The following is a 15,048-nucleotide window of genomic DNA, read 5'->3' as shown; positions in this document are numbered from 1 at the left end:
CCCCAGCCTGGAGGTCGCCCCGTGTCCTATCGCCCCCTCGCCTTTGCCGCTCTCGCCTCGCTGACGCTCGCCTCGTGCACCACCACTTCAGGGGGCGATGAGATCGTTCTCGCGAGCAGCAGCAGCGCCGAGGCCGCCGTCGCGCCGTCGATCCCGCTGATGCAGGAGGTGACCAAGCGTCTGTCTCAGGACGATTTCGAGGGCCGCGCCCCCAGCACCGCAGTCGAGCCCAAGGTGCTCGACTACATCATTGCCAAGTTCAAGCAGGCCGGGCTGCAGCCGGGCAATCACGGCGAGTGGCTGCAGGATGTGCCGACGGTCGAGATCACGGGCAGCAACTACACCCCGCTCACCGTCAGCGGCGGGGCCAAGCCGCTCAACTTCTCGTTCGGCGACCAGTACGTCGCGGCAAGCTACCGCGTCACCCCGCAGACCCGCATCCAGAACAGCCCGCTGGTGTTCGTCGGCTACGGCATCAATGCGCCCGAGCTCGGCTGGAACGACTACGCGGGGATCGACATGAAGGGGAAGACCGCGGTCATCCTGGTCAACGATCCCGACTACGCGATGGAAGGGCAGGACGGCCTCTTCAAGGGCCGGCGGATGACCTACTACGGCCGCTGGACCTACAAGTACGAGGAAGCCGCCCGCCAGGGCGCGGCCGCCGCGATCATCGTCCATGACACCTTCCCCGCCGCCTATGGCTGGAACGTCGTCAACTCGAGCTGGACCGGCGCGCAGTACTACGTCCAGACCGCCGACGACGGGATGAGCCAGACGATGGCCAACGGCTGGGTGCAGAAGCCCGTCGCCGAGGCGATCCTGGGCGCGGCGGGCAAGAACCTCGCCAGCCTGACCGCAGCAGCGCAGAGGAAGGGCTTCAAGCCGGTGCCGCTCGGCCTCACCGCCAGCTTCGGGTTCGACAACGCGATCCGCAAAGCGAACTCGCACAACGTCGTCGGCATTTTGCCCGGCACCACCCGCAAGGACGAGTACGTGCTCTACTCGGCTCACTGGGATCACTTGGGCCGCTGCACGCCAGACTCGACCGGCGACGACATCTGCAACGGCGCGGTCGACAACGCGACCGGCGTGGGCGCGATCACCGCGCTGGCCGACGCCAACCGCCGCGCCGGCCCGACCGCCCGCAGCCAGGTGTTCATCGCGCTGACGCTGGAAGAATCGGGCCTGCTCGGTTCCGAATATTACGCGCAGAACCCGATTTACCCGCTGTCGCAGACCGTCGGCGGGGTGAACATCGATGCGCTACAGCCGGGCGGCCGCGCGCGCGACTACGCGATGACCGGCGGCGACAAGAGCGAGCTCACCGACCTGTTTCGCCAGGTGCTGGGTGAGCAAGGGCTGCTGGAGTCGGCAGAGGATAGCCCCGAGAAGGGTTCGTACTACCGTTCCGACCACTTCAGCTTCGCCAAGCGCGGGGTGCCGATGTTCGACCTCGGACGCGGCAATAACCTCGTAAGCGGGGGCACCGCAGCGGGCGACGCAGCGGCCAAGGACTACGTCGAGAACCGTTACCACCAGCCGAGCGACGAGTATTCGGATAGCTGGGACTGGGCCGGCATGACCGAGGACCTCGCCCTCTACTTCCGCCTCGGCCGCCTGCTCGCCGAAGGGACCACGTGGCCCAACTGGCGCGCGAGCGACGAATTCCGGGCGGTGCGCGACAAGGACTGCGCCGCTCACACCGCGGGCTGCTGACGGCAGCGCCATGACCGCGCTGATGCCGCCCGAGTGGGCGCCGCAGGACTGGCTGTGGATCGGCTTCCCGCACGATGCCGACGAATGGCCTGAGGTCCTAGAGCGCGCGCAGGAACAGATCGCAGCATTCGCCAACGCGGTGGCGGAAAGCGGGCAGGGAGTGCGCCTGCTGGTCCGCGACGCGGCGAACGAGGCGCGGGCGCGCAGCCTCGTCTCGGGCGCGGTCAGGCTGGAGCGGCGGACCTTCGGCGACGTGTGGCTGCGCGATACCGGGCCGCTGGTGCGCGCTGACGGAGCCGCGCTGCGCTGCCGCTTCAACGGCTGGGGCGGCAAGTACCTGATGGCGGGCGACCAGGAGATCGGCGCCGAGCTTGCCCGCGATGCCGGGCTGGCGGTGAGCGAGTCCGACTGGATCCTGGAAGGCGGGGCTATCGACGGCGACGGCACCGGCCTCGTCGTCACCACCGAGCAGTGCCTGCTCAACCCCAACCGCAATCCCGAGCTGTCGCGCGGCGAGATCGAAGCGCGGCTGAAGCGTGACCTCGGCTTCGACCGGGTGCTGTGGCTCGGCGACGGCCTGCTCAACGATCACACCGACGGTCATGTCGACAACCTCGCGCGGTTCGTCGGGCCCAACCGGTTGGCGCTGCCGCGCGCGACCGGGCCGGACGATCCCAACGCCGCGATCTACGCCGACGCCAGGGCGCGCGCGGAGGCGTTCGGGGTCGATGTGGTCGAGATTCCCTCGCCCGGCCTCATCACCCGCGGCGATTTCATCGAGCCGGCGAGCTACGCCAACTTCGCCATCACCACCAACCTGGTGGTGGTGCCGACCTTCGGCTCGCTCCATGATGCCGACGGGGTCGCGGCGATCGCCGCGCTATTCCCCGACCGTCCCACCATCGGCCTACCTGCCGATGCGGTGCTGGCGGGCGGCGGGGGCTTTCACTGCGCCAGCCAACAGATGCCGGCTTTAACTCCACATTAGGGCTTCGCGCGCACGATGCGTGCATGGCCAAGGCTGTCGCCCACGTTCTGACCACCGAGTCGCCCGCGTGCGAAGTGATCCGCTTCGTGCTCGCGACCGGCTGTCCGTTGGCGCTCATCTTCGCCGGCCGCGCGCTGCCCTTCTAGTTCAGTGCCGCGCCCATGTGGCGCAGCAGGACGAGCGGATAGGGCCGTCCCTGCGGGTCCGTCTCGGAGCGTCCAATTCTGACGAAGCCGCGCGCCTCGTAGAACGGCAGCGCATTGGTCGCCTGCTCGCTCGCTTCGACCAGCGCACCGGGTGCGAGCGTCAGCGCATGCACCAGCAAAGCAGTGCCGAAGCCCTGGCCGTGCACCGCCGGATCGACGAACAGCGCGTCGATCATCTCGCCGTCCATGACCAGGAACCCCACCGCGCGGCCCTGGTCATCGTCGACCAGCCACAAATCGACGTTCGGCAGAAATTCCTCGGCGACCATGCGATCGATCTCGACCCGGTCCTCGAGCGTCAGGAACCCATGGGTGGCGTCGACCGCCGCGCGGCAGATTTCCAGCGCGCGAGGGACGTCCGCCTCGGAGCCGGCACGAATGTTCATCGCAGATCGGGCGGGGTCGCCTCTGCCCTGAGCCATGCAATTGCCTCGTCGAGCGGCATGACCTTCTGGTGCTCCGCGCCGAGCGTGCGCAGGGCGACAGTGCCCTCCTCCGCCTCGCGCTTGCCGACCACCAGCAGGTGCGGGACTTTCTTCAGCGAGTGATCGCGCACCTTGTAGTTGATCTTCTCGTTGCGGAGGTCGCTTTCGGCGCGGATTCCGGCGGCGGCGAGCTTGGCCAGCACCTCGTTCGCGTAGTCGTCCGCATCGGAGACGATCGTCGCCACCACCGCCTGCGTCGGCGCGAGCCAGATCGGCAGCTTGCCGGCAAAATGCTCGATCAGGATGCCAATGAAGCGCTCGAAAGTGCCGAGAACAGCGCGGTGCAGCATGACCGGACGGTGCCGAACACCGTCTTCGCCGATGTAACTGGCGTCCAGCCGCTCGGGCAGCACGCGGTCCGACTGGATCGTGCCCACCTGCCACGTCCGCCCGATCGCGTCGGTCAGGTGGAATTCGAGCTTCGGCGCATAGAACGCGCCCTCGCCCGGCAGCTCTTCCCACCCGAACTCCTCGGTCGCCCGGCCGGACGCGGCGACTGCGTCGCGCAGCTCCTGCTCGGCCTGGTCCCACATCTCGTCCGACCCGAACCGCTTCTCGGGCCGCAGCGCGAGCTTGATCGCGTACTGGTCGAAACCGAGATCCTTGTAGACGCTGTCGAGCAGGTCGCAGAAGTCGCGCACCTCGTCGACCAACTGGTCCTCGCGCACGAAGATGTGCGCGTCGTCCTGCGTGAACTGGCGCACCCGCATGATGCCGTGGAGCGCGCCATGCGGCTCGTTGCGGTGGCAGCAGCCGAACTCGGCCATGCGCAGCGGCAGGTCGCGGTAGCTGGTGATGCCCTGCTTGAAGATCAGTACGTGCGCCGGGCAGTTCATCGGCTTCAGCGCCATCCACTCGGCGTCGTCCGACACCAGCGGGCCCTCGTCCTCGGTGTTGGGCACCTCGTCGGGGATGACGAACATGTTCTCGCGGTACTTGCCCCAGTGGCCGGACTTCTCCCACTGGCGGGCGTCCATCACCTGCGGCGTCTTCACCTCGACATAGCCCGCGGCATCGAGCCGGCGGCGCATGTAGGCCTCCAGCTCGCGCCAGATCTTGTAGCCCTGCGGGTGCCAGAAGACGCTACCGTGCGCCTCTTCCTGGAGGTGGAACAGGTCCATCTCCTTGCCGAGCTTGCGGTGGTCGCGCTTGGCGGCCTCTTCCAGCCGGTGGAGGTGAGCGTCCAATTGCTTCTTGTTGAGCCAGCCGGTGCCGTAGATGCGCGTCAGCTGCGCGTTCTTCTGATCGCCGCGCCAGTAGGCGCCGGCGACGCGCGTCAGCTTGAACGCTTGCGGATCGAGCTTGCCCGTGCTGGCGAGGTGCGGCCCGCGGCACATGTCGAGCCAATCTTCGCCGGATCGATAGACCGTCAGCTCCTCGCCCTCGGGCAGTTCGGCGGCCCACTCGGCCTTGAAGCGCTCGCCGTCGGCCTGCCACTTGTCGATCAGTTGCTGGCGGGACCAGACTTCGCGCGTGAGCGGCTTGTCGGCGCGGATGATGCGGCGCATTTCCTCCTCGATCGCCGGCAGGTCGTCGACCGAGAAGGGCGCGCGGCTGTCCGGCGCCATGACGTCGTAGTAGAACCCGTCGTCGGTCGCCGGGCCGAAGGTGATCTGCGTGCCCGGCCACAGCGACTGGATCGCCTCGGCGAGCACATGGGCGTAATCGTGGCGCGCGAGTTCGAGCGCGTCTGCCTCATCGCGCGAGGTGACCAGGGCGACTTGCGCATCGCCCTCGAACGGGCGGTTGAGATCGCGCAGCTCTCCGTCCACGCGCGCGGCGAGCGCGGCCTTGGCGAGGCCCGGGCCGATCGCGGCGGCGACGTCCGCCGGGGTGCTGCCCCGCGGCATCTCGCGCACCGAGCCATCGGGCAGGCTGATCTTCAGAAGCTCGCTCATTCTCAAATCCGTCCGTCGCTTGCGCGGCGCCCCATGGCAGAAAGGGCGCGGCGCCGAAAGGCGTCAGGGAAGTGGACCGGCTTGGGGAGGATGACGCCTGCCGCCCGAAGCCGGGCGGCGGCGGCGCGGGTTCAGACCGCGACCGACCGCCCCCGGAGGACCGGGGTGGTAGTAGTCGTAGTCAGGGCGCGTTGGTGCTGCATCCGGGGTGGCTTATAAGCGCGAGAGGTTAACCGCTCAACCCTTCGGTGAATGCGCGCGCCCCGTGGTTCGCCGCGAGGCGGGTGGTATCGCTGTGCGCGGGATCGCGCCGCTTGACCGTATCGGCAAAGCGCCACGCACACGCGGCTTTCTGCGGCGTCAGCTCGACCGCCATGTACCCGCGCCGCGAGGTGTCGCACCACTCGAGCGCGCCGTTCGCGCCGATGAGCGCCTTCGCCAAGGTGGTCGCCTTGACGAACGGCAGGTAGCTTTCCGCGCCCGGCGAGGTGACCGAAGTCCCGCCGAACTCGACGCCGGCCCCCGGATGCTCGAAGGCCCAGGCATTATGGCTGTCGCCCGACAGCACGACGAGATTGGCCTCCGCCGCGCGCGCCGAATCGAGCAGCCGCTTGCGCGCGGCCGGATAGCCGTCCCACGAATCCATGTTGAACGGGATGCCCGCCGCAGTCGCTGCCAGCAGCCCCGCCATGCGCGAGGCGGCGAGTTTTTCCACCTCGGGATCGAGATCGAGCGAGACCGTCGGGGGCAGCAGGACCGAGCCCATCACCACCTGCTGCACCAGCACTTGCCACTTGCGGCCCGACTTGACCGAAGCCTTCATCCCGTCGGCCAGCCACTGCTCCTGCGCTGGGCCCATCATCGTCCGCTTGGCGTCCATGTAGGCGCCGTCGTGGAACGCCTTGAGCGCCGCTTCCGCCTGCGCGGGCGCCATGCCCTTGACGACACCGCTCAGATCGAATGGCTTGTCGCGCGCGGTGAGGCGGGTTTCGAGCCGGAACAGCGTGGCGAGATCGCCGACATCGTAGCGCGCCCAGGGCTCGTCGCTGATCGGCAGCCACTCGCTGCGGGCCTGCATGGCCGCCTTCTTGCGCGCGTCCCACGGGCCCTCCGTCGAGGGCGTGTGGTTCTCCGCCCCGCCCTTCCAGGTGTCGTTGGCGGTCTCGTGATCGTCGAACACCGCGATCATCGGGTACATCTGGTGGAGTCGCAGCAGGTCGGGATCGCTGCGGTAGCTGGCGTAACGTTGGCGGTAATCGGCGAGGTGCACCGCTTCGGTCAGCGGCAGCGGGGTGCGGTCCGCGACGCGCTGCTTTTCGGTCGGGTAGGTGTCGTGGTCGTATTCGTAGAGGTAATCGCCGAGGTGCACGGCGAGCTCGAACGCGTCGGCGTCGGCCGCGTGCGCGTAGGAATTGAAGTAGCCGAAACCGAGGTTGGCGCAGCTGAACACCGCCATGCGGAAGCGATCGGTCGATCCTTCCGGGAGGGTGCGGGTGCGGCCGACGCCCGAGATCGTCCCGTCGGGCGCGATGAAACGGTAGTGGTACCAGGTGGCAGGTTTGAGCCCCGTGGCGACCGCTTTGGTGCACCAGTCGTGCGCGGGCGCGGCAACCGCGTTACCCCCGCTGGCAATATGCGCGAAGTCGGCGCTCTCGGATACTTCCCAGCGCAGCTTCGCGTCCTGCTTACCGGCATAGCGCGTCCACAGCAGCACCGAGCGCGCCGACGGCTCTCCGCTCGCCACGCCGTGGGTGAAGCCGCTCGCCGCCTGCGCGCTGAGTGGGGCGGCGATCAAGCCCAGCCCGAGCATGCCGCCCGTCAGCAGGCTGCGGCGATCGACGGCGGTCATCGGCAATGGCGGCGGTGTTGGCGGCATGAAGCGATCCCTCTCTCGAACGGACCGTAGATGACGCCGGTTGCGCGCCGGTGACAAGCGCTTATCGGCCGCTTGGATAGCGCACGCGCAATTTGTTAAGGCCGCCGTAGCCGCCAACCCGGAGCCCGCCATGATCAGCCGCCTGTTCATCGACCACCCGCGCTCGGTCGACGAGACCTATGCCGAGCATTTCGGCGTCGCCTCGCGCTTCGGCCTGACGATGATTCGCGGCGGGATGTGCGCGCTGGTCCACGCAGTGGTGCCGGGGTGGTGCGTGACCACGGGGAGCGACACGATCCAGCGGCTCAACCGCATCATGGTCGAGCAGCGCCGCGCGAAGGGTCAGGCGGTTACCCAACTCTCGACGGTGGATTGGGTGATCTGACCGCGCCGATGGACGCGCCCTCCTACCACGCGATGCCGGACGGCCGGCGGATCGCCTATCGCTACCTGCCCGGTTCCCGGCCCACGCTCGTATTCCTGCCTGGCTACCGATCCGACATGTCCGGCATCAAGGCCGGGGCATTCTATCGTTGGGCCGAGGAACAGGGCGGCGCTTGCCTGCTGCTCGACTATTCGGGCTGCGGGCAGTCGGACGGGGAGTTTGCGAACGGAACGCTCTCCCGCTGGCGCGACGAGGTGCTTGCCGTCGTCGACGCGGTGACGGACGGCCCAATCCTGCCGATCGGGTCGTCGATGGGCGGGTGGCTAATGCTGCTGGTGGCGGAGCGCCTGGGTTCCCGGCTCCACGGCCTGATGGGCATCGCCGCCGCGCCCGATTTCACCGATTGGGGCCGCTCCGACGACGACAAGGCGCGCCTTGCCGCGGGGGAAGTGGTTCACGACGTCAGCCCCTACGGCTCGGTCCCGTTCTACCCGGGTTTCTGGAACGACGGCCAGGCGCAACGCCGGCTGACGGGCGAGATCGCTATCGATTGCCCCGTCCGGCTAGTGCACGGGATGCGCGACAACGCGGTGCCGTGGGACGTGTCACTGCGGCTGCAGCAGGCGCTGCGTTCGACCGAGGTTCACCTGACGCTGGTCAAGGATGGCGACCACAACCTGAGCCGCGACGAGGACATTGCGCTGCTGCTAGGCACGCTGGCGTCGTTCTAGCGGCGCCACCATCTCAAGGCGCGACCATGTTCTCGATTCTCCTCCCGCTCATCGCACAGGTCGGCATCGCGCCGACCGCTTCGCCCGTCAGCGCGGTGCCGCCCGAGCTGCGCGACCGGCCGACGCGCAATGCGCCGATGCCCGATCGCGCGCCGAGCGCGAACGCAATCGACGTGTGCCTCGCCATCGCCAAGAGCGATCCCGCCAAGGCGCGCGAACTGGCGGAGGAGTGGGTCTCGCGCACCACCGGTCCACAGCGCGCAGCGGGGCGGCACTGCCTCGGCATCGCGGCGGGCAATGGGGGCGACTGGAGCGCGGCGGCAGCGGCCTTCCTCGCCGCGCGCGACGACGCCAGCGAGCCGCGTTTCCGCGCCCGGATGAGCGCGCTCGCCGGCAGCGCCTTCCTCGCCGAGGCCCAGGCAGACCAGGCCCTGAGCGCGCTCGACGCCGGCAAGGCCGATGCCGCCGGCGATGCCGAGCTCACGGGCGCGATTGCGCTGGACCGGGCGAGCGCCTTGGTCGCACTGGGCCGCGAGGGTGAGGCCGCCTCGGCGCTGGCCGAAGCACGCGCTGCTGTTCCTGAGGATGCGCAAGCGTGGTTGCTGTCGGCGACCCTTTCGCGGCGCACCGGAGATCTTGCGATGGCGCAAAGCCAGGTCGAGCAGGCGGCCACGCTCGACCCGCGCGATCCCGCGATCGGGCTCGAGGCGGGCGTCATCGCCGCCCTCGCAGGACGCGACGAGGCGGCGAAGAAATCGTTCGAATCGGTGATCGCCGCCTCGCCGGATTCGGCGCAAGGCCTGGCGGCCAAGCAGTACTTGGCGCAGCTTACGCAACCATGATCCCGCTTTCGGTCCTCGATCTGGTCCCCGTCCGCGAAGGCGGCACGCTGCAAGAGGCCTACGCGGCGACCGCGCGACTGGCACAGGTGGCGGAGGCGCAGGGCTACAAGCGCTTCTGGGTCGCCGAGCACCATGCGATGGACGGCATCGCCGGCGGCGCGACCTCGGTGGTGCTGGCGCATGTCGGCAACGCGACCTCGACGATCCGCATCGGATCGGGCGGGATCATGCTGCCCAATCACAATCCGTTCGTGATCGCCGAGCAGTTCGGCACCCTCGACGCGCTGTTCCCGGGCCGGATCGACCTCGGCCTCGGCCGCGCGCCGGGTGCGGGGCCGGAGCTGCAGCGCGCGCTGCGCAAGAACCTGCACCAGGCGGCCGAGTTCTTCCCGCAGGACGTGGTCGAGCTGCGCGCATACCTCAGCGGCGATCCCGCGATGAGCACGCGGCCGACCCCCGGCTTTGGGACCGAGGTCGAGATGTGGATGCTGGGATCGAGCCTGTTCGGTGCCGATCTCGCAGCGCAACTCGGCATGCCCTACGCCTTCGCCTCGCACTTCGCGCCCGACCATCTCGATGCCGCGCTGGCGCACTACCGGCAGCGGTTCCGCCCCTCCGAATGGCTCGAGAGGCCGCACGTGATGGCGGCGATGACGGTGTTCGCCGCGGAGACGGATGCCGAGGCGGAGTTGATCTCAAGTTCGCAGCAACAGAGCTTCGTCCGGCTGCGCACGGGCAATCCGGGCCAAGTGCCGCCGCCGGTCGCCGGCTACCGCGACACGCTCCCGCTCCAGGCGCAGAGTCTGCTCGCGCATATCGGCCAAGCGAGCGCAATCGGTTCGCCCGCGACCGTGCGCGATGCGATCAGGCGCTTTGTCGAACGTACCCAGGCCGACGAGATCATCGTCTCCGGCGCAACCTACGATCCGGCCGTTCGCGAGCGCTCGCTGGAACTCACCGTCGAGGCGCTCGCCGGATAAGGCTGGCGCTCTGTCGCGCTAATCTGCACACGGGTTGCGGCCCGGCGGGCAAAAGCCTATCGCGCCAGAATGCTGCAACGGGCAGCAACAATATAACAACGGGCCCCGCCCCTTTTTCAGTGTCAGGCGGCGGGCTCAGGAGCACGCAGGATGGCGACCGAAGCCGCGCAATCGAGTTCATCGAAAACCGCTCGTAACGGAGGCGGCGACAAGCTTGTTGGCCCGCTCGCCAAGCGGATCGCGGGCTCGCTGCTCCCCGGCGACATCGCCTTCTCTCCCGACCATCTCGACGAAGCCGCGCGCTTCGTGCTCGACGCCGCCGCCTCCCGCACGCCCGGCGAGCCGGTGATCGCCATCTCCTCGGCCGCCGAGGGCCGCCGCTTCATGCGCATCGCGCTGATCAATGACGACATGCCGTTCCTGGTCGATTCGGTCGCCGCGACGGTCGCCGCGCAGGGCCTCGCGATCGATCGGCTGGTCCATCCGGTGGTCGCGGTCGAACGCGATGCCGAGGGCAGGCTGACCGGTCTGCCCGAGAAGCCTGACGCTGCGGCCTGCCGCGAATCGATGATCTACATCGAGACCCCGCGCGTCGACGCGAAGGAACGCCGCGCGCTCGAACAGGACCTGGCGACCACCTTCACCGACGTGCGCGCCGCGGTGCGCGACTGGCCGAAGATGCGCGAAGCGCTGCTCGCCGACGCCGAACGGCTGGGCGACAGCGAAGGCGGCGCGCTGCTCCGCTGGCTCGAGGGCGGGATGCTGACCCAGCTCGGTCACGTCACCCGCAACCGCGACGGCAGCCGCTCGAACATGCTCGGCATCTGCCGCACGAGCGCGAAGGCGATCCTCGCCGACGCCTCGTTCGAGCGCGCCTTCGATTGGTTCGACAAGGGCGGCCGCGCGCCGCTGATCATCAAGGCGAACCGCATTTCGAACGTGCACCGCCGGGTGCCGCTCGATCTCTTCATCACCCCGCTGCACGAGAAGGGGAAGCTGACCGGGCTTTCGATCCACGCGGGCGTGTGGACCAGCGCCTCGCTCGCCACCCCCCCGGCGCAAGTGCCGCTGCTGCGCGCGCAGCTCGCCGCGCTCAATGCGAAGTTCGGGTTCGATCCCGCGGGCCACACCGGTAAGGCGTTGGTGCACGCGCTGACCGCGCTGCCGCACGACCTCGTGATCGGCTTCTCCGATGCCGACATTGAACGCGTTGCGACCACCATGATGAGCCTGGTCGACCGCCCGCGCCCGCGCCTGGTGCTGGTCGAGGCGCCCTTGAGCCGCCACCTGTTCGCGTTCGTCTGGCTGCCGCGCGACATGCTCTCGACCCAGGTGCGCCTGCGGATCGAGCACATGCTGGAGGAAGGAGCCGGGGCCAAGGCGCTTGACTGGAGCCTGCAGGTCGAAGGCGGCAACCTCGCGCTGCTGCGCTACGTGCTCGATTATCGCGACAATGCCGGCAAGCACGACGCCGATGCAATCGAGGCGCAGATCCAGGCGCTGCTGCGCGGCTGGGGCGAAGCAGTCGAAAGCGAGTTGGCGGCGGACGAAGAGGCAGCCCGCGCGGCCGCGCTCGCCGGACGCTACGCCGACAGTTTCCCGACCAGCTACCGCACGAATTACGGCGCGGCCGAAGCGGCGCAGGACATCCGCCGCCTGCGCCGACTCGGATCGGGCGACAGCGAAGCCATTGGGGCTCTGCGCGGCGTTCGCCTCTATCGCTTCGACGGTGACGAGCCCGACCGGCTGCGCCTGAAGGTCTATCAGCAGGAAGGGGCGCTCGCGCTATCGGATGCGGTGCCCGCGCTCGAGCACTTCGGCTTCCGCGTGCTGCAGGAATTGCCGACCACGCTCGAGAGCCGCGAAGCCGGCACGGGCAACCTCGGCACGATCCACGATTTCACCATCGCGCTCGAAGACGGCGACGGCCTCGACGAGTTGCTCGAACGCGCCGACGCGATCGAGGAAGCGATCGCCGCGGTGCTCAACGGCGCGGCCGAGGACGATCCATTCAACCGCTTGGTGGCCGGCACCGCGCTGACCGCTCGGGAAGCCGACTGGCTGCGCGCGTTCTACCGCTACCTGCGCCAGGCCGGCGTCGGCTTCGCGATCCAGACCGTCGTCGACGCGCTCCGCCGTGCGCCGCAAGTGACGCGTCCGCTCGTCGGCCTGTTTGCCGCCCGGCACGATCCCGCCTTCACCGGCGACCGCGCGCAGGCGGCCGAGGACTGCAACCAGGCCATCCGCCGCGGGCTGAGCCAGGTCGCCGCGATCAACGACGACCGTATGCTGCGGCTCTACCACGCGACGATCGACGCGGTGCTGCGGACCAATGCGTTCGCCCCCGCCGCGCGCGAGGCGGTCGCGTTCAAGCTCGATTCCTCGCTCGTCCCCGGCCTGCCCAAGCCGGTGCCATGGCGCGAGATCTTCGTCTATTCGCGCCGGGTCGAGGGCATCCACTTGCGCGCCGGCCCGGTCGCGCGCGGCGGCCTGCGCTGGTCCGACCGGCGCGACGACTTCCGCACCGAAGTGCTCGGCCTGATGAAGGCGCAGCGGGTCAAGAACGCAGTCATCGTGCCGACCGGCGCCAAGGGCGGGTTCTATCCCAAGCAGCTGCCTGACCCCTCGCGCGATCGCGAAGGCTGGGCGGCTGAGGGCAAGGCGAGCTACCAGGTATTCATCCGCACGCTGCTGTCGGTCACCGACAACATCGTCGGCGGCAAGGTCGTGCATCCCGAAAGCGTGGTGATCCACGACGGCGAGGATCCGTACTTCGTGGTCGCCGCCGACAAGGGCACCGCGACTTTCTCCGACGTCGCCAACGCGATCGCCGAATCGAAGGACTTCTGGCTCGACGATGCCTTCGCCAGCGGCGGCTCCAAGGGCTACGACCACAAGGCCATGGGCATCACCGCCAAGGGCGCGTGGGTCTCGGTCCAGCGCCATTTCCTCGAAATGGGTGTCGACGTGCAGCGCGAGCCGGTCCGCGTGGCGGGCTGCGGCGACATGTCGGGCGACGTGTTCGGCAACGGCATGCTGCTGTCGAAGGCGATCAAGCTGGTCGCGGCGTTCGATCACCGGCACATCTTCCTCGATCCCGATCCCGATCCGGCGGCGAGCTGGAAGGAGCGTCGGCGGATGTTCGACCTGCCGCGGTCGAGCTGGGAGGACTACAATCCCAAGCTGATCAGCAAGGGCGGCGGCGTGTTCGCACGCAGTCTGAAGACGATTCCGCTCTCGAAGCAGGTGCGCGAAGTGCTCGGCATCGAGGCCACCGAGCTCGAGCCCGAGGCGCTGATCACCGCGATCCTCAAGGCGCCGGTCGACCTGCTGTGGTTCGGCGGGATCGGCACCTACATCAAGGCCGCGGCCGAGAATAACGCGCAGGTCGGTGACCCCGCGAACGATTCGCTGCGCATCAACGGCGCCGATCTGCGCGCCAAGGTGATCGGCGAAGGCGCCAATCTCGGCGTCACGCAGGCCGGACGGATCGAGTTCGCGCTGGGTGGCGGGCGGATCAACACCGACTTCATCGACAACTCGGCGGGCGTGAACTGCTCGGACAACGAGGTGAACATCAAGATCGCGCTCGCCGCCGCCAAGCGCGAGGGCAAGCTGACCGAGCCCAAGCGCATCACGCTTCTGGAATCGATGACCGACGAGGTCGGCGAACTGGTGCTGGAGAACAATCGGCTGCAGGCACTGGCGTTGTCGATCGCCAAGGCTGGCGGGGCTCCGGCGGTCGCCGCTCAGCTCCACCTGATCGAGGCGTTGGAAGACCTGGGCGCGCTCGACCGGCAGACCGAGGGGCTCGCTTCGGGCGAAGCGCTCGCCCGCCGTGCCACCGACGGGATGGGCCTCACCCGCCCCGAGCTCGCCGTGCTGCTGTCCTCGACCAAGCTGGTGCTGCAGGATGCGATCGAGAACTCGTCGCTGCCCGACGATCCGGTCCTGACCGATCTGCTGGTCAGCTATTTCCCCTCGGCCATGCGCAAGACCTATCGCGCGCAGATCGAAGGGCACCAACTGCGCCGCGCGATCATCGCGACCCAACTCGCCAACCTGATCGTCAACCGGATGGGCATCGTCCATCCGTTCGAGCTGTCCGAGGAAGAAGGCGTCGGTCTCGCGCAGATCTGCGCTGCCTTCGTCGCGGCGGAGAAGCTATTCGGCGCGGGCGCGCTGTGGGCCGAGATCGAGTCCGCCAGGATGCCCGAAGACGCGCGCATCTACCTGTTCCGGCACACCGCCGGCGCGCTGCGCAGCCAGATGGCCGACCTCATCCGTGCCGGGGCCAGCTCGCGCCTGCCGAGCGAACTGATCGCTGCGCTCGATACGGGCGTGCAGGACCTGTCGGCGGCCACCGGCACCCTGCTGGCGTCCGCCGCGCGCGAACAGTCGGACCGGCTCATCGACGAGTTCGTCCAGCTCGGCGCACCCGAGAAGATCGCGGCCAAGGTCGCGCACCTCTACGACATCGATGGGGTGATTGGTCTCGCCGCGCTATCGCGCGATGCCGAGATCGGCGCGCGCGACCTGACCTCCGCCTTCACCGACCTCGGCCAGCGCCTGGGCCTCGATTGGGCCCAGAGCACCGCGGCGATGATGAACCCGTCCGACGTGTGGGAGCGACTGCTGGTCGCGGGCCTGTCGCGCGAGTTCCAGCAGATGCGGCTCGAATTCCTCCGCCGGCTCTCGCGCCGCAAGGGCGCGAAGGAGGATCCGGCGGGCGCGGTGGCGAACTGGTCGGAAGAGCACGCGGCGGCGATCAAGCAGTTCCGCGGCATGATCGGGCGGGCGCAGGGCCAGAGCCCGGTGGCACCCGCGATGCTCGCGCAGATTGCCAGCCAGGCGCGCAACCTGCTCGGCCGGTAGGAGCTTCTTGGCGCGCCATCGCCTTCGGCTGCTTGAGCGCCTGCCCGCTTGACGCCGGTCCGC

Annotated in this window: 11 protein-coding genes; 8 read left to right on the top strand and 3 right to left on the bottom strand. The window is 68.8% G+C overall.

Annotation, left to right across the window (positions count from 1 at the left end; translation table 11 throughout):
* Positions 1–21: 21 nt before the first annotated feature.
* Genes ELY12_RS07235 through ELY12_RS14565 form a run of 3 tightly spaced genes read left to right on the top strand, consistent with a single transcriptional unit; the run spans position 22 to position 2,853 of the window.
* The gene (locus ELY12_RS07235; protein WP_241229765.1) at positions 22–1,719 is read left to right on the top strand and encodes a M28 family peptidase; all 1,698 of its coding nucleotides are present in this window, start codon (positions 22–24) and stop codon (positions 1,717–1,719) included.
* 10 nt (positions 1,720–1,729) lie between these two features.
* Positions 1,730–2,707 (top strand): agmatine deiminase family protein, encoded by a 978-nt coding sequence (locus ELY12_RS07230; protein WP_126176034.1) that lies wholly within the window; start codon positions 1,730–1,732, stop codon positions 2,705–2,707.
* A gap of 23 nt (positions 2,708–2,730) precedes the next feature.
* Positions 2,731–2,853, top strand: coding sequence for a hypothetical protein (locus tag ELY12_RS14565; protein ID WP_277600241.1), 123 nt, complete (start codon positions 2,731–2,733; stop codon positions 2,851–2,853).
* Here ELY12_RS14565 and ELY12_RS07225 read toward each other — a convergent pair.
* The 3 genes from ELY12_RS07225 to ELY12_RS07215 form a co-directional block, all read right to left on the bottom strand.
* A complete protein-coding gene (locus ELY12_RS07225) occupies positions 2,850–3,299 on the bottom strand; it encodes an acetyltransferase (protein WP_126176033.1) in 450 nt (149 codons plus the stop codon). The two genes, ELY12_RS14565 and ELY12_RS07225, sit on opposite strands and share 4 nt — an antisense overlap.
* A complete protein-coding gene (thrS, locus tag ELY12_RS07220) occupies positions 3,296–5,296 on the bottom strand; it encodes a threonine--tRNA ligase (protein ID WP_126176032.1) in 2,001 nt (666 codons plus the stop codon). Before thrS ends, ELY12_RS07225 begins: the two co-directional genes overlap by 4 nt.
* 229 nt (positions 5,297–5,525) lie before the next feature.
* Complete coding sequence (locus ELY12_RS07215) at positions 5,526–7,172, bottom strand: alkaline phosphatase D family protein (protein ID WP_164549440.1); 1,647 nt, start codon at positions 7,170–7,172, stop codon at positions 5,526–5,528.
* Positions 7,173–7,302: 130 nt separating this feature from the next.
* Here ELY12_RS07215 and ELY12_RS07210 point away from each other — a divergent pair, with 130 nt between their 5' ends.
* From ELY12_RS07210 to ELY12_RS07190, 5 genes are all read left to right on the top strand, one after another.
* Positions 7,303–7,557, top strand: a complete 255-nt coding sequence (locus ELY12_RS07210; protein ID WP_126176031.1) for a DUF6356 family protein — start codon at positions 7,303–7,305, stop codon at positions 7,555–7,557.
* An 8-nt stretch (positions 7,558–7,565) separates the two neighbouring features.
* Positions 7,566–8,288 (top strand): alpha/beta hydrolase, encoded by a 723-nt coding sequence (locus ELY12_RS07205; RefSeq protein WP_206435792.1) that lies wholly within the window; start codon positions 7,566–7,568, stop codon positions 8,286–8,288.
* A 26-nt stretch (positions 8,289–8,314) separates the two neighbouring features.
* Positions 8,315–9,130 (top strand): tetratricopeptide repeat protein, encoded by an 816-nt coding sequence (locus ELY12_RS07200; RefSeq protein WP_126176030.1) that lies wholly within the window; start codon positions 8,315–8,317, stop codon positions 9,128–9,130.
* Positions 9,127–10,110, top strand: coding sequence for an LLM class flavin-dependent oxidoreductase (locus tag ELY12_RS07195; RefSeq protein ID WP_126176029.1), 984 nt, complete (start codon positions 9,127–9,129; stop codon positions 10,108–10,110). The genes ELY12_RS07200 and ELY12_RS07195 overlap by 4 nt, the downstream gene beginning before the upstream one ends.
* A gap of 150 nt (positions 10,111–10,260) precedes the next feature.
* Positions 10,261–14,985, top strand: a complete 4,725-nt coding sequence (locus ELY12_RS07190) for an NAD-glutamate dehydrogenase (RefSeq protein WP_126176028.1) — start codon at positions 10,261–10,263, stop codon at positions 14,983–14,985.
* Positions 14,986–15,048: the final 63 nt, after the last annotated feature.

This window comes from Tsuneonella rigui (genome assembly GCF_003958625.1).
In the GTDB taxonomy this organism is placed as follows: Bacteria; Pseudomonadota; Alphaproteobacteria; order Sphingomonadales; family Sphingomonadaceae; genus Tsuneonella; species Tsuneonella rigui.
The sequence above is the reverse complement of the archived record's forward strand: the minus strand, read 5'-3'. Positions and strand labels throughout refer to the sequence as shown.

Bases quoted from the DNA above. Each gene is read 5' to 3' on its own strand.
- ELY12_RS07205 (WP_206435792.1), top strand. From the start codon at position 7,566: ATGGACGCGCCCTCCTACCACGCGATGCCGGACGGCCGGCGGATCGCC.
- ELY12_RS07190 (WP_126176028.1), top strand. From the start codon at position 10,261: ATGGCGACCGAAGCCGCGCAATCGAGTTCATCGAAAACCGCTCGTAAC.
- ELY12_RS07200 (WP_126176030.1), top strand. From the start codon at position 8,315: ATGTTCTCGATTCTCCTCCCGCTCATCGCACAGGTCGGCATCGCGCCG.
- ELY12_RS07215 (WP_164549440.1), bottom strand. From the start codon at position 7,172: ATGCCGCCAACACCGCCGCCATTGCCGATGACCGCCGTCGATCGCCGC.
- thrS (WP_126176032.1), bottom strand. From the start codon at position 5,296: ATGAGCGAGCTTCTGAAGATCAGCCTGCCCGATGGCTCGGTGCGCGAG.
- ELY12_RS07230 (WP_126176034.1), top strand. From the start codon at position 1,730: ATGACCGCGCTGATGCCGCCCGAGTGGGCGCCGCAGGACTGGCTGTGG.
- ELY12_RS07195 (WP_126176029.1), top strand. From the start codon at position 9,127: ATGATCCCGCTTTCGGTCCTCGATCTGGTCCCCGTCCGCGAAGGCGGC.
- ELY12_RS07225 (WP_126176033.1), bottom strand. From the start codon at position 3,299: ATGAACATTCGTGCCGGCTCCGAGGCGGACGTCCCTCGCGCGCTGGAA.
- ELY12_RS14565 (WP_277600241.1), top strand. From the start codon at position 2,731: ATGGCCAAGGCTGTCGCCCACGTTCTGACCACCGAGTCGCCCGCGTGC.
- ELY12_RS07210 (WP_126176031.1), top strand. From the start codon at position 7,303: ATGATCAGCCGCCTGTTCATCGACCACCCGCGCTCGGTCGACGAGACC.